The organism is Ensifer sp. ENS07, assembly GCF_014852185.1.
GTDB classification, from domain to species: Bacteria; Pseudomonadota; Alphaproteobacteria; order Rhizobiales; family Rhizobiaceae; genus Ensifer; species Ensifer adhaerens.
Genome location: NZ_JACVBE010000012.1, coordinates 24,919 through 48,602, shown reverse-complemented (window position 1 = coordinate 48,602; position 23,684 = coordinate 24,919). Strand labels below are relative to the sequence as shown.

Genomic DNA, 23,684 nt, shown 5'->3' with positions numbered 1-23,684 from the left:
ACTCCTCTCGGCTTTGTCTTCAGGGCAGCGGCGCACCTGCGCCCTTGCCTTTGATCCAGACAATAGCTGTTTGTATTTTATTTGTCGACAAGAAAAATACAAAGGTCGCTACAAAGCGATATCGAGCTTGTTGTTGCGGGCAAAAAGCTTCTGCACCTGCTCGACGATCTGCTCAGCATGCGCCTTGCCCAGCCGATCCGCAGCCTCGACGTCGCGCGCGGCGATCGCGGCGATCATGGCCGCATGCTCGTCGACGAAGCGCTGGGGGAACTGCTCGTCATAGGACTGATAATAGAGACGGAGAATGCGCCGCCCTTCGTCCAGCAGCCGGCGGAACAGGCTGGTGAAATAGGGGTTGCGTCCGCTTTCCGCGATTGCCGCATGGAAGGCGGCGTTGGTGGCGATCATCGTGAGCGGGTCGCGCGTCTGCACGGCTGCCGCATAGTCTTCGTGGAAGCCGCGAATGATCGCCAGGTCTTCTGGGCGGTGGTTCTGCGCCGCAAGCCGCGTGGTGACGCGGTACATCAGCACCAGAGCGTCGAAGAACGGATTGAGATTGAGGAAGTCGATGTTCGCGACCATCGTCGAGCGGTTCGGCAGCGTGTCGATCAGCCCTTCGCCGGCAAGACGCACCAGCGCCTCGCGGATCGGCGTGCGCGACATCTTCAGCCGCTCGGCAAGCTGCACTTCGTCGATCGGGCTGCCCGGCGGCAGCACCAGGTCGAGGATCTCGTCGCGCAAGAGGTCATAGACCATCTTTACGCCGGAGCCGCGCTTGCGCTCGGGGATGGGGCTGTTGTCGGTGTCGATATCGGTCATGTCAGATTCCTTTGTCGACAAAAGAAATACTTGTCTCTGTCGCCGGGATCAACAGTTTCCGCTGCCGTCATTGCGCGAAGCTGTTATCCGCACCTGCGTGCACAGGTTGTTGTGGCGACCCATGCGTTTCCCACATGGGAGCGCTGAGTTTTGAGCGCTGCAACTCACGGAAAGCCTGAGCTATAAGGTGTTCATCGAAGCGAAACGAGGCGCCACGGACTGGCAGCCAGGCTTCGAAAGCCCATTGAAAGGGGGATCAAATGAACATCGCACGCTCCATCAACAACTGGCGCAAGTACCGTCAGACGGTCACCGAACTGGGCCGCATGTCGAACCGCGAACTTCGCGACCTCGGCATCGAACGCGCCGACATCGACCGCGTCGCACGTACGGCCTTCGCCCGCTAAGGCGATCTTAAAGACTGAATAATTGCCAAGCGCCTGCATCTCCTGCGGGCGCTTTTGCTTTTTGGCGCCTTCATTGCGCCATTGTCGTCCCACACATCGCTGGCACTGCGATTTGATTAATCGACTACTCCATTAATCGCGCCGCTTGCCGCCGACAGGCGCGGTGTTCGTTCAAGAGACTGAGTGCCATGCCGCCGTTTTCCTCTGAGATTACCGATTTCTGGAACGCGTCCTTTGCGGGCGATGTTCGCGCAAGCGCGGATCGGTTTACCGTCGTGGTCAATCCCGACCTCGACGAGGACAGCCCGGCCATGGTGCTGCACACTGCTGAAAACGGCGTGATCGTGGCCCTGTCCCCGGCGCTCGGCGCCGCGCTGTCGTCAGCGGCGGGTCAGGTGCTCACCGAAGCGACCCTTCGCCAAGGGCTGCGCGATGCCGGCATCGTCCTGAACGGTGCTGACAACCTCTTCTACTTCACCGAAGCGGATAAGGCTGTGCTGTTGCGGGAGAATTCAGGCGCCCATGTGCGCGCGCTCACGGCGAAGGATGCGGCCGCGTTCGCCCTGTTCCAGGGCTCCGCCTCGGAAGAGGATCTCGATGCAGCCTATGTCGAACTGGATCACTGGTTGGTCTACGGAGCCTTCGATGGTGACAGGCTGGTCTGTGCCGCGAGCATATATCCCTGGCAGGAGCGGCAGATCGCCGATCTCGGTGTGCTGACGCTTGTGTCCGATAGGGGTAAGGGCCACGCCCGCAAGGTCGTGCGCGCAATCAGCAGGGCCGCCCTCGAAAAGGGCTACCAACCGCAATATCGCTGCCAACTCGACAACCACGCGTCGGTGGCGCTTGCGGGAGCCGTAGGCGTGACGCTTTTCGGCCAATGGGAAGCGCCCTCCGAAGACGGCTGAGACGCGGCTCGACGGTATGCCGGGCCGTCAAAACGATGCTGACAGAATCTGGCAGGGGTCGCGCGTAAAGTGGTCCCAGGATAAGAGATCGAGGGATTGCAGATGTCGGCGCAGGATATGTTTCAGATGGGTGCAGCAAACAGGTCAGGCGAGCGCAATTTCTGGATCGGCGCTGTTTCCGGCGATGACCTGCAGCATGCCGCCGAAGACGGCTTCTCTCGCTTTGGCTACGGCTACGGCAATGTCCAGGCGATGACGCGCATGAAGGCGGGTGATGGCTTCATCGGTTATGCGCCCAACGCCGCCTTTAACGGCAGGGCGGGGCTTGCATGTTTTGCCGCCATCGGTGTCGTCAAGGAGCGCCCGCCCTACTTCTTTGCCATGGGCGGTGTCGCCCCGCATCGCGGCGACATCGACTGGGCCGACAGCATGGAGGCGCCGGTTCGGCCGTGGCTCGACAGCCTTGAATTTGCCGAAGGCAACCGTAACTGGGACCAGAAGCTTCGTCTTGGTCATCTTGCCATCAGCGAGCGTGACTTCCGTGTGATCGCGCGGGCCATGCATGCAGACCTCGGCATGGTTTTCCCGAGGGTGCCGGCCTTTCGGCAGCAACTCGCCGGCTGATCGTTCGCGTCTTCAACCCGGCAGCAGCACCGTTGCGTCCTCCGCCGTGTCGACCGCTTGCTCCACCGAGCCGGCGGCGATGCTGGCATACATGCCGGTGGTTCTGAATTCCGTCGGGCTCAGACCGAAGGAGCGGCGGAACACCTTGGCGAAATAGTTGGGGTCTTCGAAGCCCGAGAGAATGGCCACTTCCTTGACCGGAAGGCTTGCGGTTTTCGTCAGCAGTTTTACCGCACGCTGCAGTCGCTTCTGCAGCACATATTCGGCCGGCGCCATGCCTTCGCTGGCGGCGAAGACGCGCGAGAAATGCGCCCGGCTCAAGCCCGACACGCGTGCCAGTTCCTCCACCGGAAGCGGGTTCTGCAAGTTGTTCATGATGTGGTCGACGACCCGGTGCATCGTCCTGTGTTCATGGCTGAACACCGGGTGCGAGCCGAAGACGTCGTCGTAGAGCGCCATCGCCGCCTCGTAGGCAATCGCCGAGGCTCTGCCTGGCGTCTCGCCGCCGCGGATCAGCCGCATGCTGCAGTCGGCCAGATGCTCGATCGTTTCCGGTTGCAGCTTCAATACCGGACCGGTGACGGCGAGCAGGGCGCGGTGGATGCGCAGCGCCTCGTCGCCGTTCATCGAGATCCAGAAGAACTCCCAGCGCCCGCCGTCTTCCAGCCAGTAGCGATGATTGTGCGGCACGAGCAGGAGCAGCGTCTCGCCCTCGCGCACCCGATAGCTGCGGTTTTCGTATCGCAGGTTTCCGGCACCCGCGATCGTATGCTGGAGCACGGTAAAGGGCGTGTTTCCGCGCTTTCTGCCGTCCCAGTCATAGGTCGCATTGTTGCGGATTTCATAGCCGGTGCTGGTCGGCATCGCGTGCAGGCTCTGGCGTCCCCGCGGCAGCGAAACGGTGCGCATAACCGGGCCGTTGTCGATCAATTCTTGCAGCATAAAATTACCCATGAAAGCACAATACCGCTCTGGCGGGGTCGGCGATTATACACATAATGACCACCAACAGCGCAACAGGCGGTGCTTTTGGCCCGTAAGAAATGAGGGGATGCATCGAAGTTGCGCGCAGAGACGGTGAAAAACCGTGAATTGATTTTACCCTTTGTCAGAGATGCATGCAGTTCATGAGGAGTGAGGGCATGGCAACATTCAAGATCGCCATCATCGGCGCCGGCAGCATAGGCTTCACCAAGAAGCTCTTCACCGACATTCTCGCCGTGCCGGAATTGCGCGAAATCGAGGTTGCGCTGACAGATCTCAGCGCCCGCAATCTGGAGATGATCAAGGCGATCCTCGACCGGATTGTCGAAGTCAACCGCCTGCCGACGAAGGTCACGGCAACCACCGACCGGCTGAAAGCGCTCGAAGGCGCCCGCTACATCATCAGCTGCGTCCGTGTCGGCGGGCTCGAAGCCTATGCCGACGACATCCGCATCCCCCTTAAATATGGCGTCGACCAATGCGTCGGCGATACGATCTGCGCCGGCGGCATCCTCTACGGCCAGCGCAACATCCCCGTCATCCTCGACTTCTGCCGGGATATCCGCGCGGTCGCCGAACCGGGTGCCAAGTTCCTGAACTATGCCAACCCGATGGCGATGAACACCTGGGCAGCGATCGAATACGGCAAGGTCGATACGGTCGGGCTCTGCCACGGTGTTCAGCACGGCGGCGAGCAGATCGCCGAAATCTTGGGAGCCGGCGAGGGCGAACTCGACTACATCTGCTCGGGTATCAACCATCAGACCTGGTTCGTCGACGTGAGGCTGAAGGGCCGCAGGATCGGCAAGGACGAGTTGGTTGCGGCCTTCGAGGCGCACCCGGTGTTCTCCAAGCAGGAGAAGCTCCGCATCGACGTGCTGAAGCGGTTCGGCGTCTATTCGACCGAGAGCAACGGCCATCTCTCCGAATATCTTCCCTGGTATCGCAAGCGCCCGGAGGAAATTACCCACTGGATCGATATGTCCGACTGGATCCACGGCGAGACCGGCGGCTATCTCAGGCATTCGACCGAGACGCGCAACTGGTTCGAAACCGAGTTTCCGCAGTTCCTCGAAGCAGCCGGCCGGCCGCTCGACCATCAGAAGCGCTCGAACGAACATGCGAGCCATATTCTCGAGGCCCTGGAAACGGGCCGGGTCTATCGCGGCCATTTCAATGTCAAGAACAATGGCGTGATCACCAACCTGCCTGCCGACGCCATCATCGAATCCCCCGGCTTCGTCGATCGCTTCGGCATCAACATGGTCTCGGGCCTCACCCTTCCCGAGGCCTGTGCCGCCACCTGCCTTTCCTCGATCAACGTCCAGCGCATGTCGGTCCATGCGGCCGTGACCGGCGATCTCGATCTTCTAAAGCTGGCGATGCTGCATGATCCGCTGGTCGGTGCCATCTGCACGCCGGAGGAGGTTTGGCAGATGGTCGACGAGATGGTGGTCGCTCAAAGCCAGTGGCTGCCGCAATACGCCCATGCCATCGACGGCGCGAAGGAGCGGCTTGGCCGCGCAACCGTCAAGACGCGCGAATGGAAGGGTGCTGCGCGGCGTGAGGTGCGTTCGCTCGACGAGTTGCGCGCCGAGCGTCAGGTCCGCGCCGCCGGCTGATCGATTGCAACGCTGCTTCCGTGAGGAGACGTGGGCAGCGCTGCCTGAAGTGCAGACTTTTCAAGGAGGAGACCGCGTCCCGGCGCGGCAAAGAGGGAGAATCTAAGCCAATGACCAGCCACAGACTGATGAAAATGGCGAGCCTGCTGCTTGTCGGCATCTCGACCTTTGCCTTGGAGGCGACCGCTTCCGAGCCGACCGTCGTGCCCCAGCAGCCGGCCTTTCCCGCCGAGGGCAAGATCACCTATGTGCCGCGCGACTCGATCGCCGAGTTCAAGGCGCTGCCGGAATACAAGGAACCGACCTGGGTTACCGAGAAATACGTCAAGACCGGCAAGCTGCCGCCGGTCGCCGAACGGCTGCCGAAGGAGCCGATGGTCTTCAAGACCGGCAACATGCCTGATGGCGTCGGTGTCTACGGCGACACGCTACGCCACGTCATCGGCGGTCGTCCCGAGGGTTGGAACTACTCAGCCGGCCAGAGCCAGGGTTGGGGGGGCATCGATATCGGCATGTCCGAATGCCTGACGCGTACGGCGCCGCTCTTCCAGGTGGAAGCGAAGGACGTCGAGCCTCTGCCGAACCTTGCCAAGAGCTGGGACTGGTCTTCTGACGGCCACAAGCTGACGATGCATCTGGTCGAGGGCGCCAAGTGGTCGGATGGCGACCTCTTCGATGCCGACGACGTAATGTTCTACTGGGAAGACAACGTGCTCGACCCGAGTGTGACGCCGCTGAACGGCGCGACGCCGGAGACCTTCGGCGCCGGCACGACACTGAAGAAGATCGACCAGTATACGGTCGAGTGGACCTTCAAGGAGGCCTTCCCGCGCCAGCACCTCTATGCCATGGCCTATGGCACCTTCTGCCCCGGCCCGTCGCATATTCTCAAGGCCAAGCATCCGAAATACGCCGGTACCACCTACGACCAGTACAAGAATGCCTTCCCGCCCGAGTACATGAACATCCCGGTCATGGGTGCCTGGGTCCCTGTCGCCTATCGCCCCGACGATATCATCGTGCTGCGCCGGAACCCGTACTATTGGAAGGTCGATGAGGCCGGCAACCAGCTGCCCTACATCAACGAGCTGCACTACAAGCTCTCGACCTGGGCCGACCGCGACGTACAGGCGATTGCCGGTTCCGCCGATCTCTCGAACCTCGAGCAGCCGGAAAACTTCGTGGAGTCGCTGAAGCGCGCCGCCCAGGATACGGCCCCCGCCCGGCTTGCCTTCGGCCCGCGCCTCATCGGCTACAATCTGCACATGAACTTCTCGGCCAATGGCTGGGGGGAGCCGGACGAACGCGCCCAGGCCGTGCGTGAACTCAACCGCAACGAGGATTTCCGCAAGGCGGTGACCATGGCGGTCGACCGCAAGAAGCTCGGCGAGGCGCTCGTAAAGGGCCCCTTCACCGCGATCTATCCCGGCGGGCTTTCCTCCGGCACCAGCTTCTACGACCGGGAATCGACCGTCTACTATCCCTTCGACCTCGATGGCGCCAAGGCTCTGCTCGAAAAGGCGGGGCTGAAGGACACCGACGGCAACGGCTTCGTCAACTTCGCGGACGGCAAGGCCGGCGGTAAGGACGTGGAGATCGTGCTTCTGATCGACAACAGCTATGCGACCGACCGCAACCTGGCCGAGGGTCTTATCGGCCAGATGGAAAAGCTCGGCCTCCGGGTGGTTCTGAACTCGCTGGACGGCAAGCAGCGGGACGCGACCAATTACGCCGGCAAGTTCGACTGGATGGTTCACCGCAACGCCGCCGAATATGCCTCCGTCGTGCAGAACACGCCGCAGCTGGCGGCCGCCGGTCCGCGCACCAGCTGGCACCACCGTGCACCGGAAGGCGGTCAGCTTGACCTGATGCCCTTCGAACAGGAACTCGTCGACATCATCAACAAGTTCATCGCCACCAACGACAATGCCGAGCGCGCGAACTTGATGAAGCAGTACCAGAAGGTCGCGACGACGAACCTCGATACAGTCGGCCTTACCGAATATCCGGGCGCGTTGATCATCAACAAGCGCTTCGCCAACGTGCCGACAGGAGCGCCGATCTTCATGTTCAACTGGGCCGAGGACACGATCATGCGCGAGCGTCTCTTTGTCCCCGCCGACAAGCAGGGTGACTTCGAGCTCTTCGCCGAGCAGCTCCCGGGCAAGCCCGGCGAGAAGAGCCTGAGCAACTGATCGAAGGCCGCCCCTCCGGCCCCAAGCCGGAGGGGCGGCGCCTCATCTTAACCGACAGAAGGAAACGGCATGTTCAGGTTTCTGCTTGTCCGCATCGCCTCTGCCATTCCGGTGCTGCTTGTCTTGAGCGTGGCGACCTTCGCCATCATCCAGGCGCCGCCCGGAGACTACAGCGATTACATCCGCTCGCAGCTGATCAACCAGGGTGGCGCATCCTATGAGGAAGCCGAAGCCCAGGCGCAGGCCTATCGCAAGGAGCATGGCCTCGATAAGCCGCTGCCGGTTCAATACGTCAACTGGATGACCGGCATCCTGACGCGCGGCGATTTCGGCCACAGCCTCTATTACAACAAGCCTGTTGCCGATGTCGTCGGCGAACGCCTGCCGCGCACGCTGGCATTGGCGCTCGTCTGCCACATCCTGGCGTCCATCATCGGCATATCCTTCGGTATCATCGCCGCGACACGGCAGTATTCCTGGATCGACAGCCTGCTTTCGACGGTGGCCTTCCTCGGCATGACGGTGCCCCGCTTCCTGATGGCGCTGATCATCGTCTACATCCTCGTCTTCCATTTCAATGTGAGCGAAATCAACAGCTTCCACTCGGCCCGTTATGGCGGTGCGCCCTGGTCCTGGGACAAATTCGTCGACCTCGTCAAACATGTCTGGCCGGTCGTGGCGATCGCCACTTTCGGCGGCCTCGCCTACAATATGCGGGTGATGCGCGGCAATCTGCTCGACACGCTGAACGCGCAATATGTCGAAACCGCCCGGGCGAAGGGCCTGAGCGAAGGCGCGGTGGTCATGCGCCATGCGGTGCCGAATGCCCTGCATCCGCTGATCATGTACCAGGGCGTTGTGCTGCCCTACATGCTGACCGGCGAGATCGAGACGGCGATCATCTTCGCGCTGCCGACCGTCGGACCGGCCATCGTCGGCTCCATGTGGGTGGGCGACGTCTATGTCACCGCCACCTTCATGCTGGTTCTGTCGGCGACCCTTATCCTCGGCAACATCATCGCCGACATGCTGTTGGCCGCACTCGATCCGCGCGTGCGTCTCGGAGGAGCCCCAGCATGACCGTCGAGATGCAAACAACCCTTCCGCTCGTCGTCGAACCCAAGAACGAGCAGCACAACGAAAGCTATCCTGCGCTCGTCTGGCGCCGGCTGAAGCGCTCCTGGACCGGCATGCTCGGCCTCGTGCTCGTTGGCCTGTTGCTCTTCATGGCGGTCTTTGCCGACTTCCTGTCGCCGGTCGATCCGAAGGCCACGGGCGTCGCCTTTGCGCCGCCGCAGGCGATCAGCTTTACCGATAAGGACGGCAACCTCGTTTTCTCGCCGCGCAGCTATCCGCTCAGCGAAGGTACGGAACTCGACCCGATCACCTTTCAGCCGATCATCGGCCCCGACTACGACAATCCGCAGATCCTTGGCTTCTTCGTCAAGGGCGCGCCCTACAGTCTCTTCGGCCTGATCCCGGCCGAGCGCCATTTCTTTGGCGCGGTCGATGGCTCGCCGGTGCATCTGCTCGGTACCGACAAGTTTGGCCGCGACGTGCTGTCACGCATTCTCGTCGGCTCGCGCATCTCGTTGATGATCGCCCTCATCGTCGTCTCGATCGTCACCGTCGTCGGCACGACCGTCGGAATGGCGTCGGGCTATTTCGGCGGGCGCTTCGACGTCTGGACACAGCGCTTCGTCGAACTGGTGCTCGCCTTCCCGCAATTGCCGCTCTATCTGGCGCTGACCTCGCTGATCCCGGTGACGGCACCCACCAATGTCTTCCTCGCCTTCGTCATCATCGTCATGTCGGCGCTCGGCTGGGCGCAGATGTCGCGCGAGGTGCGCGGCAAGACGCTGGCGCTTGCCCGCATCGACTATGTGCGGGCGGCGATCGCCGTCGGCGCCAGCGACCGGCGCATCATCTTCCAGCACATCCTGCCGAACGTGATGAGCCATGTGATCGTCGCCGTCACGCTGTCGATCCCGCAGGTGGTGCTGCTCGAATCCTTCCTCGGGTTCCTCGGCTTTGCGGTCAAGCCGCCGCTCATTTCCTGGGGGCTGATGCTGCAGGATACCTCCACCTATTCCGTCATCGGGTCCTACCCCTGGATCCTGTCGCCCGTCGCCTTCGTGCTTGTTACGGTCTTCGCCTTCAATGCGCTTGGAGACGGTCTGCGCGACGCCATCGATCCCTATTGAGGAGGACGCATCATGACAGAGACAATCGACGTCCTCACCGCTGCTCCGCCCGAGCGCAAGGACCTTGCGAACCGGGACGGCCGGCCGGTCATCGACGCGCGCAATGTCGCGGTTCGATTCAAGGTCGAACACGGCACGGTGGAGGCGGTGAAGGATGTTTCCTTCCAGCTCTACCGCGGCGAGACCATCGCCATCGTCGGCGAGTCCGGCTCGGGCAAGTCGGTTACCGCGCGCTGCGTCATGGGGCTGCTCTCCAAGCGCGCCACGATCGCCCCCCAATCGCGCATCGACTATGACGGCAAGGACGTGCTGAAATTCTCGCCGCGTGAGCGGCGCGGTTTGCGTGGCAATCGCCTTGCGATGATCTTCCAGGAGCCGATGAGTTCGCTCAATCCGGTCTACACGGTCGGCACGCAGATCATCGAGGCGATCCGGGCGCATCGCAGGATAAGCCGACGCGCCGCGACCGAGCGGGCGCTGGAGCTCCTGCGCCACGTGCGGATCCCGGACCCGGAGCTTCGGATCAATCAGTATCCACACCAGCTCTCCGGCGGCCAGCGCCAGCGGGTGATGATCGCGATGGCACTCGCCAACGATCCGGATGTGCTGATCGCCGACGAGCCGACGACGGCGCTCGACGTCACCGTCCAGGCGCAGATCCTCAACCTCATCCGAGACCTGCAGCGCGAGCTCGGCATGGCGGTGATCCTGATCACCCACGACCTGACGGTGGTTCGGCAGTTCTCGGACTACGTCTACGTCATGCAGTACGGCGAGGTGAAGGAGCACAACACCACGGCCGCGCTCTTCGCCAACCCGTTGCATGCCTATACCAAACGGCTGCTCTCGTCGGAGCCGTCGGGTGCGGCTAAACCGCTACCGGACAACGCCCCGATCATGCTCGACGGGCGGGACGTGAAGGTCTCCTTCATGCTGAAGAAGGGCGGTCTTTTCCGCTCGCAGTTTTCTGAGTTGGTCGCGGTCGACAAGCTCAGCCTTAATCTGCGCAAGCACGAAACGCTGGGGCTCGTCGGCGAATCCGGATCGGGCAAGACGACCTTCGGCCAGGCGCTGATCCGCCTGCTCAACCCCGATGGCGGCGAGATCTACTTCGACGACATCCCGATCCACGACAAGGACCGGACCCAGATGCGGCCTCTGCGCTCGCGCATCCAGATCGTCTTTCAGGACCCCTTCGCCTCGCTCAACCCGCGCATGTCGATCGGCCAGATCATCGAGGAGGGGCTGGTCGTCAACGGCATCGGTGAGAACCGGAAGGACCGGCTCGACCGGGTGGTGGATGCGCTTAACGCCGCAGGCATGCCGGGCAACATCCTGTCGCGCTTTCCGCATGAGTTCTCCGGCGGCCAGCGCCAGCGCATTGCGATCGCCCGGGCCATCGCGCTTGAGCCTGAATTCATCCTGCTCGACGAGCCGACTTCGGCGCTCGATCTCTCGGTCCAGGCCCAGATCATCGAACTGCTGCGCAAGCTGCAGGACGAGCGGGGCCTGAGCTACCTCTTCATCTCCCATGACCTCAAGGTCGTGCGCGCGCTCTGCCATCGGGTGGTGGTGATGCAGCACGGCAGAATAGTCGAGGAGGGGCCGGTGAGCGAAATTCTGTCCAATCCCAAGACCGCCTACACCGAAAGGCTCGTGAGAGCCGCCTTCGATGTGGCAGCATGACCGCTAGAAAGCAGAGGCAATCCATGACCAGACAACCCAAGATCACCTTCATCGGCGCCGGCTCCACCGTCTTCATGAAGAACATCATCGGCGACGTACTGCAGCGTCCGGCGCTGTCGGCCGCGACGATCGCGCTGATGGACGTGAACCCCGAGCGCCTCGGCGAAAGCGAGGTCGTCGCCGGCAAGCTGGTGCGCACGCTCGGCGTCAAGGCTGATATCGAGACCCATTCCAACCAGAGAAAGGCGCTGGAGGGTGCGGACTTCGTCGTCGTCGCCTTCCAGATCGGCGGCTTTGAGCCCTGCACGGTCACGGATTTCGAGGTGCCGAAGAAGTACGGCCTGCGCCAGACCATTGCCGATACGCTCGGCGTCGGCGGCATCATGCGCGGCCTTCGCACCGTGCCGCATCTCTGGAAGATCTGCGAGGACATGCTGCAGGTCTGCCCGAACGCGATCCTGCTGCAATACGTCAACCCGATGGCGATCAACACCTGGGCGATCTCCGAGAAGTATCCGACGATCCGTCAGGTCGGCCTTTGCCATTCTGTCCAGGGCACGGCCTACGAGCTTTCACGCGATCTCGACATCCCGGTTTCGGAGATCCGCTACCGCGCCGCCGGCATCAACCACATGGCCTTCTTCCTCAAGTTCGAACACAAACAGGCCGACGGCAGCTTCCGCGATCTCTATCCGGATCTGGTGCGCGGCTACCGCGAAGGCCGCTTCCCCAAGCCCAGCCACTGGAACCCGCGCTGCCCCAACAAGGTGCGCTACGAGATGCTGACGCGGCTCGGCTATTTCGTCACCGAAAGCTCCGAGCATTTCGCCGAGTACACGCCCTATTTCATCAAGGACGGCCGTCCCGACCTGATCGAGAAGTTCGGCATCCCGCTCGACGAGTACCCGAAGCGCTGCGTCGAGCAGATCGAACGCTGGAAGGGGCAGGCGGCTGCCTTCAAGGAAGCCGAGACGATCGAAGTGGCCGAGAGCCACGAATACGCGTCTTCGATCATGAACTCGGTCTGGACCGGCGAACCCTCCGTCATCTACGGCAACCTCAGGAACAACGGCTGCATCACCTCGCTGCCGGAAAATTGCGCCGCTGAAGTTCCCTGCCTCGTCGATGCCTCGGGTATCCAGCCGACCTTCATCGGCGATCTGCCGCCGCAGCTGACGGCGCTGATCCGCACCAACATCAACGTGCAGGAGCTGACGGTTCAGGCGCTCATGACCGAGAACCGCGAGCATCTCTACCACGCCGCAATGATGGATCCGCACACGGCGGCCGAACTCGATCTCGACCAGATCTGGTCGCTCGTCGACGACCTGCTCGTCGCGCATCGCGACTGGATCCCGGAATGGGCGCGCGTTTCGAAAAAGGTCCAGGCAGCCTGACTTTTTCTCCCGGTCAGGCCGCGTCGAACCCCGGAACCGCATGTCGTCTTCCCCCATGTCCTAGCCGATTTACGGGGCAAGACCGACAGCGCCGGTTCCGGGGCTTGTTCTTCTCAAGCTGTTACGGCTGCCGCCAGCGGCAACACGATCCGCATGCAGGCGCCGCCGGACGCCGAGCGGGAGACGTCGACGTAGCCGCCATGCAGGTGCACGATCTTCTGCACGAGGTTGAGGCCGAGGCCCGCGCCCTTGCCGTCCTTGCGAAGCCGCTGAAACGGCTCGAAGATCCGGTCGGTTTCGCTGCGCGGAATGCCGTCGCCGTCGTCGCAGACAACGATCACGCCCTGAGGATCGACCTTGACCGTGATTGTGCCGCGCCTTCCGCCGTGGTCGATGGCGTTCTGCACGAGATTGGTGAGCGCTCGCTCCAGCGACGCCTCGTCTCCCGCCACCATGACAGGGTGTTGATCGGCCTCGAATGTCATCTCGTAACCTGCCCCGAAGCCAAGTGGCGCGAGCGCGACGATCACCCGCTCGGCAAGCGCTGCGAGATCGATGGGCCTGAAATCATCCCTCTGGGCGTCGAGCCGTTCGAGATCGAGAAGCTGACCCGCCAGAATGGAAAGGCGCGTCACGTCCTCGTTGAGGCGGGTCTTGTCCGGTCCCGGCGGCAGCGAGGCGATGCGAGCGCCGAGAATGGCGACCGGCGTGCGCAACTCATGCGCCGCCTGGGCCAGGAAGCGCTTGTGTATCGTATAGCCGTCATCGAGCCTTGTCAGCGCATCGTTGACGGCCGTCACCAGCGGCAGAAACTCATTGGGAACACCCGTCACCGGCATCTGGATGCCTCGCTGGTCATATTCGATGTGGGCGGCATGCGAGGCCGCGTGCGACAGGCCCGAGAGCATCCTTCGAACGACGATCGGGGTGACGACCACGGTCGCAAAGGCGAGCAGTAGCAGCATCGGCACGAAGATGCTGAGGAAGGCGCCGGTGGTGCTGAGCAGCAGGCGGCCGAGCGTCAATTGTCCCTCCGTGCCGCTGAAGATCTGGACCATGCCGGCCGGCGACTCGAGCCATTTGACGACCGCTTCCGGACGGGCATTCTTGTCGGGCGAAAGCCGGAAGCGGGCGTCGTTCATGCGCTCGAGCCCGGCGACCGCAAAGGCGAATTCTTCCGGCACCGTGCCGTCCGAGAGGCTGTGCCCTTGTCTGTCGCGAACGATGAACCAGATCTTTCCCGCCTGTTGGCGCAGCCGCTGCAGCTCCGGCGTTTCCTGAAGTTCGAGCCCGCCATCGGCTTTGCGGGTGATCGCGTCCTTCAAGACGTCAACATTGCCGTTCTCGTAGCCGTCGATGAGATAGCCGGTCACCCAGAGCAGGCCGACCGCAATGGCGATGACGACAAGGGTCGCTACCGTTTCGAACAGCACGAGCCAGCCGACGAGCCGCCATTTGAAGGAATGGGAAGCGCGGCCGCTCATTGGTCTTCTCTGAGAAGATAGCCGACGCCGCGGATGCCGTTGATGGTCACGCCCGCGTCTGCGTCCGTCAGCTTGCGGCGCACGCGCGAGATATGGGTGTCGAGCGCATTGGACTGGATCTCGTCGTCGAGCCCGAACACGGCCTCCATCAGGGCGGCACGCAGCACCATGCGTCCCATGCGACGGGTCAGCGTTTCAAGCACCAGAAGCTCGCGCCGCGGCATCTTCAGCGGCGTGCCGGCCACGCTCGCCTCGCAATGGGCGAGATCGAAGGAGAGCCGACCGACGGTGACGACATCGGATTGCACCGGAACCGGGCGACGGGCAAGCGCGCGCAGCCGCGCCAGCAGTTCCTCGAAGGCGAAGAGCTTGCCAATATAGTCGTCGGCGCCGCCATCGAGCCCCGCCACCCGGTCGGCGAGGTCGTCGAGCGCCGTCAGCATCAACACCGGCACGGTGTTGCCGCGCGCCCGTATCACTGGGATGAGCGAGAGCCCGTCGCCATCGGGCAGCTTGCGATCGAGCACGACCACGTCATAGACGGCGTCGTTGAGGATCAGCGCGGCCTCAGCGAGATCGCGCGCATGATCGGCGATCATCCGGTGATGGCTCAACGCGGCCTTCAGCGCCCCCGCGAGCTCCTTCTCATCTTCGACCAGCAAGACCCGCATGAATGCGCTTTACCCCGTGCAACTTGCCTACGCGCGCGATCCTAGTGCCGCTTCATTGAGGGAACCTGTCATCCCGCCGCAAGGTAATCCCGATCTTTGTCGCCGCACAATCATTCGTTGCGGGCGCCCTGCATGACATGCTGTCTCAATCTTGATCCTTAGGCTGTGCAGCAGTGAAACCTCAAGAACGGGGTTCGCGGGCAAAGCCAACCCGGATCACGGCGCATGACATTCAGCAAACGGACGTCGCCTACACTCAGACAACGCAGGGAAAGGCCGGCTGGCTGGCGTGCAGCGCATCCGGTTGCACTTGCGCGCGCAGGTCGTTTCCTGCGTCACGGTACCTTGGCGCTCGCTTTTGCCACCGCCGGCTGCGCCGGCCCGGACGTGATGCCCACCAACAGACGACTTGAACTGACGACGGGTGCCGTGCCGCTTGCGCAGTCGACGTTTGATGTGAGCGACACCGGCATCATCCTTGCCTTTTCCGGTGGCGGCGCCCGCTCTGCTGCCTTCGGCTACGGCGTCCTGTCGGCGTTGGCCGAGGCGCCGTCCCCGGGCGGGCGAGGGCGCCGGCTTGCCGACGATGTCGGGGTTGTTGCCGGCGTCTCCGGAGGTGCTGTGCTCGCCTCCTATTTTGCCTTGAACGGCCGCGCGGGCCTTGAGGATTTCCGCAAGCGGTTTCTCGGACGCGATGTCGAGGCCTCGCTCAGGACGTCGTTTTCACCACCCAATATCCTGCGCGGCTATCGCGGCGGGGTGAACGATCTCTCCGGTTTTCCGGCCTGGCTCGACGCCAACCTGTTTAACGGCGCAACGCTCGGCAACATCTCGCGCTCCGGCCATCCGCGCCTGGTGATCCACGCGACCGATCTCTATAACCGCTCACCGTTCATCTTCGACCGTGCCTCGTTCACCGCCATCTGCAGCAGCTACGACGACTATCCGCTCGCCTATGCGGTTGCGGCCTCGGCCGCCGTCCCGGTCGTTTTCGCGCCGCTGACCTTGCAGAACTTCCGAAGCGGTTGCGAGGCGTTGCCGGAAGCGAAAACACAGAAGACAGGGGTTCGCGCGCCGGGCTCGCTCGTTGCGCGCGAATACGCTGGCTCCCTCAGGCGCTATGAAACGGCAAGGGATCTCAACTATCTGAAACTCTACGATGGCGGCCTGGTCGATGGCATCGGAACGCAAAGCCTGCTGCACCTGATGGGCCGGGGTGCTCCGGAACCCATCCCAGCGGAGCGCGCCTTCCGTCTCAGGCATTTGGTTGTCATCGTCGTCGATGCCTCCACGCGGATCGGCGGGGACATCTCGAAGACAGTCGACAACCCCAAGGCTCCCGATGCGATCGTCGCCGCCATCGACGCGATGATCAATATTCCCAATCTTCAGAGCTTCGATGCGCTGCGCGATCATCTGCCGGCCTGGCGGGAAAGCTTCGTGACTTGGCGGTGCGGCAGCAGCGGCGCCAAGCGGGGCTGCGGCGATCTCGATGTCGATATCATCCGGCTGGCGCTGTCGGATGTATCCGACCCGGTGCTGGCGCGGCGGATCCTCGGGCTGCACAATCGGCTGAGCCTCAACGAAAAGGACGTCGATTTTCTTGCGGATCTCGGCCGGCGCCTGTTGCGCGACAATGCCGGCTATCGGCGGTTCCTCGACCGCGTCAACCATGGCGGGCCGAAGCTGGCCCGCGCGGATTGAGAGGTTGCAGACTGAGAAGGCAGGTTAGCGAGAGCCTGCCGGCTCAGTTCGCCCGTGTCTCCAGCCAGTCGTGCCACTGGTCCTCGCTGCCGTGGAAGACGTTGAGGTCGATCTTGCCATCGACGCCTTGAGAAAGGCCAGAACCGGAATACTGCCAGAACAGCCACTTGCGGTTCGGGTAGACGATCGACGGGTGCTGGGCGACGGCACGCAGCCAGAACGGATAGTTCTTGAAAGCGCCCTGCAGGTTGTCGGCGTAGAAGTCCGGCGCCGTGTAGATGATAGGACGCTGGCCGTAATGGGCCTCGAGCTTGTCCATGAACACCTGCATCTTTTCGCGCACGCGCTCGGGCGACAGGCGACGCTTGCAGCTCGATTCGCCGTTATATTCGACGTCGATGACAGGCGGCAGCGCGCCCGGTTCACGCGGAACGTTGCGGATGAACCAGTCGGCCTGTTCGCCGGCCGTGCGGCACCAGTAGAAGAAGTGATAGGCGCCGCGGCGGATGCCGGCCGCCTTGGCAGCGCGCCAGTTCTTCTTGAACATCGGGTCGAGGTGGTCGCCGCCATCGGTCGCCTTGATGAAGGCGAAGTTCGCCCCTTGTGTACGCAGCCGAGCCCAGTCGATGTCAGCCTGCCAGCGCGAGACGTCGACGCCATGCACGGCCATCTTGCGCGGATTTTTGGCGCGGCCGAAGTTGATCGGCTTGGCGTCACGGAAACGATGACCGTAGATCCGCGAGCGGCCCTGTGGCATCGCCTGGGTCACCGGATTTTCCGGCGCGACGAAAGCGACCGGCCGCGCGTCCGGAACAGGCGCGGCGAGCGTCGTCGTGGTGTTTGCCGCGGGTGCAAAGGCTTCCGGCTCCGGGACCGGTCCGGCCCAGGCGAGCATTTCTTGGGGCGGTGCCGATTGAACGTTCTGCGGCGGCGTCATCTGCGCGACCCGCGCGCCGACATTGGCGGCGGGCACCGGTGCGGCCGACATCGCGACCGAACTCGTCGTTTCGCGCGAGGGCGGCGCGATGGTGTCCAGGCTCGAACTGGAGGAGCAGCCCGAAATGAGGCCGGCAAAAAGGATTGCGGTCGCAGCTGAAAGACGCATGGGCACCCGTACGCAAAACAAGGTCGACGGCGATCGCCGGCCGACAGGTGTGAAATAGCTAACGGAAGCTTACCCAAAAAGTTTGAATCCAATCTTACCAAGCGAACCCAATTTCACGCACTGGAGGTTGCATCGGGCCGGGCACTTTGACGCAGGCGTGGTGGCGCTGTCAGCTGGACGAATGTTCGATGCCGGTGCCTGTCCGTTGCCGGCGGCTGGTGCGGAATTCGAGGTTGCGGGCGATGGTGTCGTCGAGCGCGCCGGACGCGTCGGTGATCATCGTCGGCGCAAAATGCGAACGGAAACCCTCGCCGACCCGGAAGGCTGGTGTGTAGAGCGGGCCGAGCGGCTGTGTCGTCGTCACATAGGTGAGATTTTCGTCGCTTCCCGAGCGCGTCGGCAGGCCGTGGCGATGCAGGACCGAAGGAAGCGCGAGGCGCAGGCTGTTGGCCAGCAGGTGGATCATCTGCCGCCCGGAAAGCGAGTGGCGGTAGTTGCGGTAGAACCCCAGGCAATGGCGCAGGATACGGGCGCGGTTGCCGTCGAGGCGCGACAACTTGCGGGCAAAGAGGGCCACGTCCTCAAGACCATCGAGCGGACGGGTCATCAGGGTGAAGCCATCCATGTCGCGCAGCTTGGCCGAGGGCAGGAAGCGTTCGTCGGCGACGCACTCGTCGAAGAGTGGCGTGCCGAGCAGCGGGATCGTCAGGCTTAGGAACGCCGGCAGAGGCATCGTGGTTTCGCCGGTGATGAAGGCGAGCTCCTCCTGCATAGCCTCGATCGTCTGCGACGACGGATCGAACATCAAGCCATACTGGAAGGCGACGCCGGCGTTGAGGCAGGTCTGGATCGCCTCCAGTTGCGGCACCACCAGGTTCTGCTTTTTCTGGTAGCGTTTCAGTTGCGCTTCGTTCAGCGTTTCGACGCCGCTGAAAAGGCCGAGACAGCCGGCCGCCCGCACGGCTTCCAGATTGGCGGGATCGCGGAAGAAGTCGCCGGTGACGAGCGCAATCCAGCCCTGAAACAGCCCCTCCCGCCACAGCGATCGGATCACTTCGAGCTTGTCATAGAAGACGTCCTTGCTGTTGCCGTAGAAGTTGTTGTCGATGAACAGCACGTATTTCTTCGGCGGGGCGTTGCGCAGCTGCGCCTCGATATAGGCGGGGTCGTAGCTGTGATAGCGTCTGCCTTCGGCGGTTAGCGCACAGAAGCTGCACTTGAAATTGCAGTAGCGGCTCGTCTCGATGTAGCTGACCGGACCGCGCCAATTGGCAAGGTCGAAGCGCGGCAGGATCGTCTCGGAGACGGCCCATTCGCCAAACACCTCCCTGATGACCGCCTGCATCTCCTCGACGTCACCGTCGCAGGCGTAGTCGAAGGTTTCGGCGCTCGAAACCGGTAGATTGCGCACGACCGGCCCGCCCGCGACGACGACGCAACCGGGTGACTTGGTGCGGGCATAGGCCGTCAGGTGCTGCATCCGGTCGAAGGCTGCGGTCACGCCCGTCAACACCAGCATGTCGAGGTCGGCAAAGGCTGCCTCGTCGACGAGCGGTCCGTCATGGAATTCGCTGTAGGCGCGAAGGTCCACGCGGTCGCGGGCAAAGGCGCCCGCCAGGAACAGGTGGCCGGTTCCCTGGGGGATGAAGTCGGGGCGGCCCCTGGGGTTCCGGGTTTCGTCGAAATGGGCTAGCACGATCAGGATGCGGGGAGGACTGGGACGGTTCATGCGCGGCTCCCCTGAGATCTGGCAAACTGGACATGCGGCGTCTGGTCGGTTTGGCCAAGCGGAAGAACCTCGCACCACGTGGCCCGGCGCAGCGAAAACATCGTCTCGAACGCCTGGCGCGCTTCGGCGTCTCTCGGTCCGGCGGCATGCTGCAGGGCGGCAAGCGCGACGGCCGGCATCTCCAGCCGGATCGCCTCCGCGAGGGCATACTGGGTGACGCGCTCGGCGCGGCGTTGTTGGCCGCGGCGCAGATGCAGGGTCGCTTCGCCGAGCGCTGCCACCGGTCGGCCGATCGGGTAAACCCGCGCAAAGCGCTCGAGTTTTCTAAGGACGAGCTGTGCGGCCAGCAGGTCGCCTCCGTCAGGGTCGCTGGCGACATCGAAGAGACGGGCGAGCGCCGGTAGCGTTCGCGTCTTCATCGCCGGGTTGAGCGTCTCGCACCAGGAAAGCGCGCGCTCGAGCCAGCTTGCGGCCTCCGTGCTGTTGCCCCGGCGCCGGGCGGCCTCGCTCAGAAGCGATGCGCCTTCGATTGAATGGACGAGTTCCAGCCCGTCACCCTTTTCGCGAAGGATCTGTTCGAGTTCGTCGAGGTCGGTGTCGATCGCGTTCCAGCGGCCAAGTGCTGCGTGGCCCCTGAGACGGCCGAGCAGGCCGCAGCCGAGCACCTGCATGTCCCCGCGCCGGCGCCCTTCCTCGCAGATCCGCTGCACGAGGATCTCCCAGGGCGCGATGCCCTCGAAGGCGGAGGTCAAAAGCCAAGGGCCGGAAATCGTCTCCAGCCCGACCGCCACTTCGCACCAGCGCCTCAGGTCGCCGACCGTCGCCGCATTGTTCAGGCCGGCCTCGAACGCCCGCTTGCCCGCGTGCCAATGACCGATGCCGATCTGGTACATGCCCGACAGTAAGTCGACCCGCACGCGCGTTCCCAACTGGTCGACGCGTTCGGAAAGTGCTGCCGCCAGCCGACTGTAGTGTTCGGCCTGGCTGTGCAGCGGGATCACGCCGCATATGGCGCCGAGGCTGGCATAATTGGCGGCGGTCGTCGGGGAGACGTATTTGTTTCTTTCGGCAAGGTTCGTCGCCCTCAGCGTCGCATGGATCAGCCGCAGCTTCTCGCTGGTGAAGTAATAGATCCGCGTCAGGTCCTCATGCGCCTTCGCCGCAAGCAGGAAGGGATCGGACGGCGATCGCGAGATTTCGCGCTTCAGGATCCAGTCCGCGTCGCGGTGGATGGTGCGCCGCCACACCTGTTCGGCGAGATCGAGTACGAGATGCAGCGCGAGGCCGGCAGAGGTGCGCGGCAGCGGTAGGCCGGAAAGCCGCAGTCCTTCCTCATAGGCATGGCGGGCCGCTTCGGCGCGGCCAAGATTGAGGCTGGCTTCGCCGAGCAGGAAGCAGGCGGCCGCCCGTCTTGCCGGTAGAATGGTGATCGAAAGGTCGCGCGCTGTCTTGAAGAAGCGCTCGATCAGATCGACGACGGCGGCGTTGTCGAACTGGCGCAGCCGCAGTTCGGCAACGCGGTCCAGATAGTTGAAGGCCTGCGCGGCGTCGCCTGCGCGCTCCCAGTGGCTGAGTACGCGCGGCAGGTTTTCCGCATTGTCCGGCTGCCCGCCTTCCTCCATCGCCTTGGCGATCGCGCGATGCGCTTCATGGCGCTGTTCCGACAGCAGGCTTTCGTAGATCGCCTGGCGGATGACGGCATGGCTGAACATGAACCGGCCCGGGCGGTCGTCGGCGGGCTTGATCAGATGCGCCGTCTGCAGCCGCTCGATGCTCGCCTCGATGTCCAGTGACGTCTTCCTGATCGGCGGCAGCGCGCCAAGCTCGGCAAGCGAGAAGGTCGCGCCCATGGCGCTTGCGATCTTCAGGAGAACCTGCAGCTCTGCCGGAAGCTGGTCGGTCCGGGCAATCACGGTAACCTTGGCGGTGTTGAGCAGGGTCGCATCGTTCGAGCGGGGCTCGGAGAGCAGCGAGACGGCTGCGGCAGGCTCGGCCGCCTTGGGCAGCCGGCGCTCGCCGATCATCCGGCAGATTTCGCAAATCAGCAGCGGGTTTCCGGCCGACTGCGCATAGACCGCCTCGCCGAAGCCGTCGGCGGGCGAGTTGCTGCCGATTGATGCGCGAACGAGCGCGATCGTACCCTCGAAGTCGAGCGGCAAAAGATCGAGCGTCTGGGCGCCGTTGTGGTGCAGGCCGGTCCACCGGGTCAGGTCTTCCTGTGTGCGGGTCGTCCGGGTCGATACGACCACCGGCACGGGTGCCGCCCCTGAAACCAGCCGCCCGAGCAGCTGGCCGGACGCCTCGTCGAGCCAGTGCACATCTTCGAGCACGACGAAGCCCTGTCCCCCGGCGAGACTGTCGGCCATGAGCTCGCTCAGCAGCTCGCGCAGCCGATGGGAGCGCCCGTCGCCGGACATGGCCCGGGTCTCCGGCGTATCCGGCAAAGTGAGGTTGATGGCATCGTTGAGCAGCGGCGCGAGGGAAGCAAGCTCCGGTCTTTCCGCAAAGAAGAGCGCCACCTGGTCCGTGGCCTCGGCGCCGCGCAGATCGCCGATACCGAGCAGGTCGCGGATAACCCCGCGCCAGGCGAAATAGGGGACGTCGCTTTCGATGTCGTCGGCATTGCCGACGAGCACGCGGTTGCCGCGGTCGCGACAGCGCTCGACGAAGGCGCGCAGAAGGGCCGACTTCCCGACGCCGGAATCGCCCTTGACGATCATGATGCCGGACTGCCCCCTGCGCGCGCTTTCGAGATAGGCGGAAAGGGCCGTCATTTCGGCCGCACGGTTGAGGAGTGCCGGTGACTTGGTGTCGATCGTTGCGACCGTCTCGGCAATCGGCGCGAAGGCAGACACGCCGCCGCGCACGCCCGGTATGGCCAGCGACCACGGTCCGGAGAAGGCGATCTGGCTGGCCGTCTCCTTTGCCGTCGCCTGGTCGACAAGGATGCGCCCGGCGGCAACGCTTGCCAGGCGCGCGGCCATGTTCACGGCGGCGCCGACCACCGTGTAGTCCGCGCGGTGGCTGGCGCCGAGCGCGCCGCAGAAGCTTTCGCCGGTGGAGATGCCGGCCGAAAGGCCGACATCGGGATCGTCGAGCTCGCCTGAAAGACGCAACGCCGCAACGATCGCGCGGCGCGCATTGTCGGCATGTTTGGGGCCGGGCAGACCGAAGACCGCGAAGATCTCGAGACTGTTTGCGTGAAGGGCTGTGTGGAGGATTTCCCCGCCGGTGCGGCCGACAACGGCGATCGACCGTGCAACGAGCTGGTTCAGCCGATCGAGATCTTTCTCGAGGTCCGGGCCAACGATATGCACGAACAGGGCCGTAATGGTTCTCAGGTCCGCCAGCCACTCCGAAAGCGGCGAGAGAAGCCGACCGCGCAGCGAAAGCGGCAGGTAGGCTTCAAGCCGCTTGCTGGCGAAGCCCGAAAGGGGGTGGGGCTGCCCGGTTGCGGTCGAATAGGGATCGATGCGTTCGAGGCGGGCGGTGCCCTCCCGGCCGGGCCGGCCGGTTGCCCGCTTGCCGATCAGCTGCCACACGGTGTCGGAGACGAGAATTTCGCCGGCATCGCTCAAAAGGCCGCAATGGTCCGCCTGCGCTAGGCAGTCGCCGCCGACGATCAGCCAGCGCTGGTCGATGCGGGGAACGAGGTGCAGCAGGGTGATGGTGCCGACGCCGACGGCGATGCGCAGCTGCAGCGCGTCCTCCGGCCCGCCCGGGCCGCCGATCTCTTCACGGATGCGGCCGGCACAATAGCAGCTGCGCCAGGCGGCCTGCTCCAGCTCGCTGTCGGAGGCAGCCTGCCAGCCGGCAAGCAGGCTGTCCCCGGCAAAGCTCAACACGGTGCCACCATGTTCCTCGATATGCCGGACGAGCGGCCCCATGTAGCCGTTGAGCAGCCGGCTCACCCGTTCGGCGCCGGCGGCGCGGTCGCTTTCGGACCATTTGGCGGTCAGGCGGGTAAAACCGGAGATGTCGGCGAACAGCAAGGCGCCGGGAAAGTCCTCGCGCGTCGGGCCAGCCGAATCCGTCGCCGCCGGGGCAGACCATCGAACCAGGGCTCCCGACAGGTAACGTTGGAATTCATTCTTGCCGGCGCCACCTACCACGCAAAATTCTCCCCAAGATTTTAGAGTAACATG

General features: G+C 63.6%; 17 protein-coding genes. 10 read left to right on the top strand and 7 right to left on the bottom strand.

Translation table 11 applies throughout. From position 1 onward, the window contains the following. Positions 1-108: 108 nt before the first annotated feature. Complete coding sequence (locus IB277_RS27935) at positions 109-819, bottom strand: GntR family transcriptional regulator (RefSeq protein ID WP_034798498.1); 711 nt, start codon at positions 817-819, stop codon at positions 109-111. 260 nt (positions 820-1,079) lie between these two features. Between IB277_RS27935 and IB277_RS27930 the strand changes: the two genes are divergently transcribed. From IB277_RS27930 to IB277_RS27920, 3 genes are all read left to right on the top strand, one after another. Then, complete coding sequence (locus IB277_RS27930) at positions 1,080-1,226, top strand: DUF1127 domain-containing protein (RefSeq protein ID WP_064817045.1); 147 nt, start codon at positions 1,080-1,082, stop codon at positions 1,224-1,226. Between the two features lie 188 nt (positions 1,227-1,414). After that, positions 1,415-2,134, top strand: coding sequence for a GNAT family N-acetyltransferase (locus IB277_RS27925; protein ID WP_060583961.1), 720 nt, complete (start codon positions 1,415-1,417; stop codon positions 2,132-2,134). 126 nt (positions 2,135-2,260) lie between these two features. Further along, positions 2,261-2,758, top strand: coding sequence for an EVE domain-containing protein (locus IB277_RS27920; protein ID WP_159415747.1), 498 nt, complete (start codon positions 2,261-2,263; stop codon positions 2,756-2,758). Between the two features lie 12 nt (positions 2,759-2,770). Here the strand turns inward: IB277_RS27920 and IB277_RS27915 are convergent, their stop codons facing one another. Beyond that, positions 2,771-3,712: an AraC family transcriptional regulator gene (locus tag IB277_RS27915; protein WP_060583960.1), complete on the bottom strand. Its 942-nt coding sequence runs from the start codon at positions 3,710-3,712 to the stop codon at positions 2,771-2,773. A gap of 188 nt (positions 3,713-3,900) precedes the next feature. Here IB277_RS27915 and IB277_RS27910 point away from each other — a divergent pair, with 188 nt between their 5' ends. From IB277_RS27910 to IB277_RS27885, 6 genes are all read left to right on the top strand, one after another. Continuing rightward, complete coding sequence (locus IB277_RS27910; protein ID WP_060583959.1) at positions 3,901-5,364, top strand: alpha-glucosidase/alpha-galactosidase; 1,464 nt, start codon at positions 3,901-3,903, stop codon at positions 5,362-5,364. A 110-nt stretch (positions 5,365-5,474) separates the two neighbouring features. Further along, positions 5,475-7,559 (top strand): ABC transporter substrate-binding protein, encoded by a 2,085-nt coding sequence (locus tag IB277_RS27905; RefSeq protein WP_060583957.1) that lies wholly within the window; start codon positions 5,475-5,477, stop codon positions 7,557-7,559. Between the two features lie 69 nt (positions 7,560-7,628). Continuing rightward, a complete protein-coding gene (locus IB277_RS27900) occupies positions 7,629-8,639 on the top strand; it encodes an ABC transporter permease (protein ID WP_060521888.1) in 1,011 nt (336 codons plus the stop codon). After that, entirely contained in the window at positions 8,636-9,763 is a 1,128-nt protein-coding gene (locus tag IB277_RS27895; protein WP_060583955.1) for an ABC transporter permease, read from the top strand. Before IB277_RS27900 ends, IB277_RS27895 begins: the two co-directional genes overlap by 4 nt. 12 nt (positions 9,764-9,775) lie before the next feature. After that, on the top strand, positions 9,776-11,449 hold the full coding sequence (locus IB277_RS27890; protein WP_060583954.1) for an ABC transporter ATP-binding protein: 1,674 nt from the start codon (positions 9,776-9,778) through the stop codon (positions 11,447-11,449). A gap of 23 nt (positions 11,450-11,472) precedes the next feature. Beyond that, a complete protein-coding gene (locus IB277_RS27885) occupies positions 11,473-12,846 on the top strand; it encodes an alpha-glucosidase/alpha-galactosidase (RefSeq protein WP_192372175.1) in 1,374 nt (457 codons plus the stop codon). Between the two features lie 113 nt (positions 12,847-12,959). Here the strand turns inward: IB277_RS27885 and IB277_RS27880 are convergent, their stop codons facing one another. Continuing rightward, the gene (locus IB277_RS27880) at positions 12,960-14,330 is read right to left on the bottom strand and encodes a HAMP domain-containing sensor histidine kinase (RefSeq protein ID WP_192372173.1); all 1,371 of its coding nucleotides are present in this window, start codon (positions 14,328-14,330) and stop codon (positions 12,960-12,962) included. Beyond that, positions 14,327-15,001, bottom strand: a complete 675-nt coding sequence (locus IB277_RS27875; protein WP_192372171.1) for a response regulator transcription factor — start codon at positions 14,999-15,001, stop codon at positions 14,327-14,329. The genes IB277_RS27880 and IB277_RS27875 overlap by 4 nt, the downstream gene beginning before the upstream one ends. Before the next feature lie 225 nt (positions 15,002-15,226). On the opposite strand from IB277_RS27875, the gene IB277_RS27870 reads away from it, so the two are divergent. Then, positions 15,227-16,705, top strand: a complete 1,479-nt coding sequence (locus IB277_RS27870; RefSeq protein ID WP_192357014.1) for a patatin-like phospholipase family protein — start codon at positions 15,227-15,229, stop codon at positions 16,703-16,705. Between the two features lie 43 nt (positions 16,706-16,748). On the opposite strand, the gene IB277_RS27865 is transcribed toward IB277_RS27870, so the two are convergent. The 3 genes from IB277_RS27865 to IB277_RS27855 form a co-directional block, all read right to left on the bottom strand. Next, positions 16,749-17,810, bottom strand: a complete 1,062-nt coding sequence (locus tag IB277_RS27865; protein WP_192372169.1) for a GH25 family lysozyme — start codon at positions 17,808-17,810, stop codon at positions 16,749-16,751. A gap of 169 nt (positions 17,811-17,979) precedes the next feature. Beyond that, entirely contained in the window at positions 17,980-19,539 is a 1,560-nt protein-coding gene (locus tag IB277_RS27860; protein ID WP_090296481.1) for a radical SAM protein, read from the bottom strand. Continuing rightward, a complete protein-coding gene (locus tag IB277_RS27855; RefSeq protein WP_192372167.1) occupies positions 19,536-23,651 on the bottom strand; it encodes an adenylate/guanylate cyclase domain-containing protein in 4,116 nt (1,371 codons plus the stop codon). The genes IB277_RS27860 and IB277_RS27855 overlap by 4 nt, the downstream gene beginning before the upstream one ends. Between the last annotated feature and the right edge of the window lie 33 nt (positions 23,652-23,684).

Bases quoted from the DNA above. Each gene is read 5' to 3' on its own strand.
- IB277_RS27880 (WP_192372173.1), bottom strand. From the start codon at position 14,330: ATGAGCGGCCGCGCTTCCCATTCCTTCAAATGGCGGCTCGTCGGCTGG.
- IB277_RS27885 (WP_192372175.1), top strand. From the start codon at position 11,473: ATGACCAGACAACCCAAGATCACCTTCATCGGCGCCGGCTCCACCGTC.
- IB277_RS27875 (WP_192372171.1), bottom strand. From the start codon at position 15,001: ATGCGGGTCTTGCTGGTCGAAGATGAGAAGGAGCTCGCGGGGGCGCTG.
- IB277_RS27900 (WP_060521888.1), top strand. From the start codon at position 7,629: ATGTTCAGGTTTCTGCTTGTCCGCATCGCCTCTGCCATTCCGGTGCTG.
- IB277_RS27895 (WP_060583955.1), top strand. From the start codon at position 8,636: ATGACCGTCGAGATGCAAACAACCCTTCCGCTCGTCGTCGAACCCAAG.
- IB277_RS27860 (WP_090296481.1), bottom strand. From the start codon at position 19,539: ATGAACCGTCCCAGTCCTCCCCGCATCCTGATCGTGCTAGCCCATTTC.
- IB277_RS27935 (WP_034798498.1), bottom strand. From the start codon at position 819: ATGACCGATATCGACACCGACAACAGCCCCATCCCCGAGCGCAAGCGC.
- IB277_RS27905 (WP_060583957.1), top strand. From the start codon at position 5,475: ATGACCAGCCACAGACTGATGAAAATGGCGAGCCTGCTGCTTGTCGGC.
- IB277_RS27865 (WP_192372169.1), bottom strand. From the start codon at position 17,810: ATGCGTCTTTCAGCTGCGACCGCAATCCTTTTTGCCGGCCTCATTTCG.
- IB277_RS27910 (WP_060583959.1), top strand. From the start codon at position 3,901: ATGGCAACATTCAAGATCGCCATCATCGGCGCCGGCAGCATAGGCTTC.
- IB277_RS27890 (WP_060583954.1), top strand. From the start codon at position 9,776: ATGACAGAGACAATCGACGTCCTCACCGCTGCTCCGCCCGAGCGCAAG.
- IB277_RS27870 (WP_192357014.1), top strand. From the start codon at position 15,227: ATGACATTCAGCAAACGGACGTCGCCTACACTCAGACAACGCAGGGAA.
- IB277_RS27930 (WP_064817045.1), top strand. From the start codon at position 1,080: ATGAACATCGCACGCTCCATCAACAACTGGCGCAAGTACCGTCAGACG.
- IB277_RS27915 (WP_060583960.1), bottom strand. From the start codon at position 3,712: ATGGGTAATTTTATGCTGCAAGAATTGATCGACAACGGCCCGGTTATG.
- IB277_RS27920 (WP_159415747.1), top strand. From the start codon at position 2,261: ATGGGTGCAGCAAACAGGTCAGGCGAGCGCAATTTCTGGATCGGCGCT.
- IB277_RS27925 (WP_060583961.1), top strand. From the start codon at position 1,415: ATGCCGCCGTTTTCCTCTGAGATTACCGATTTCTGGAACGCGTCCTTT.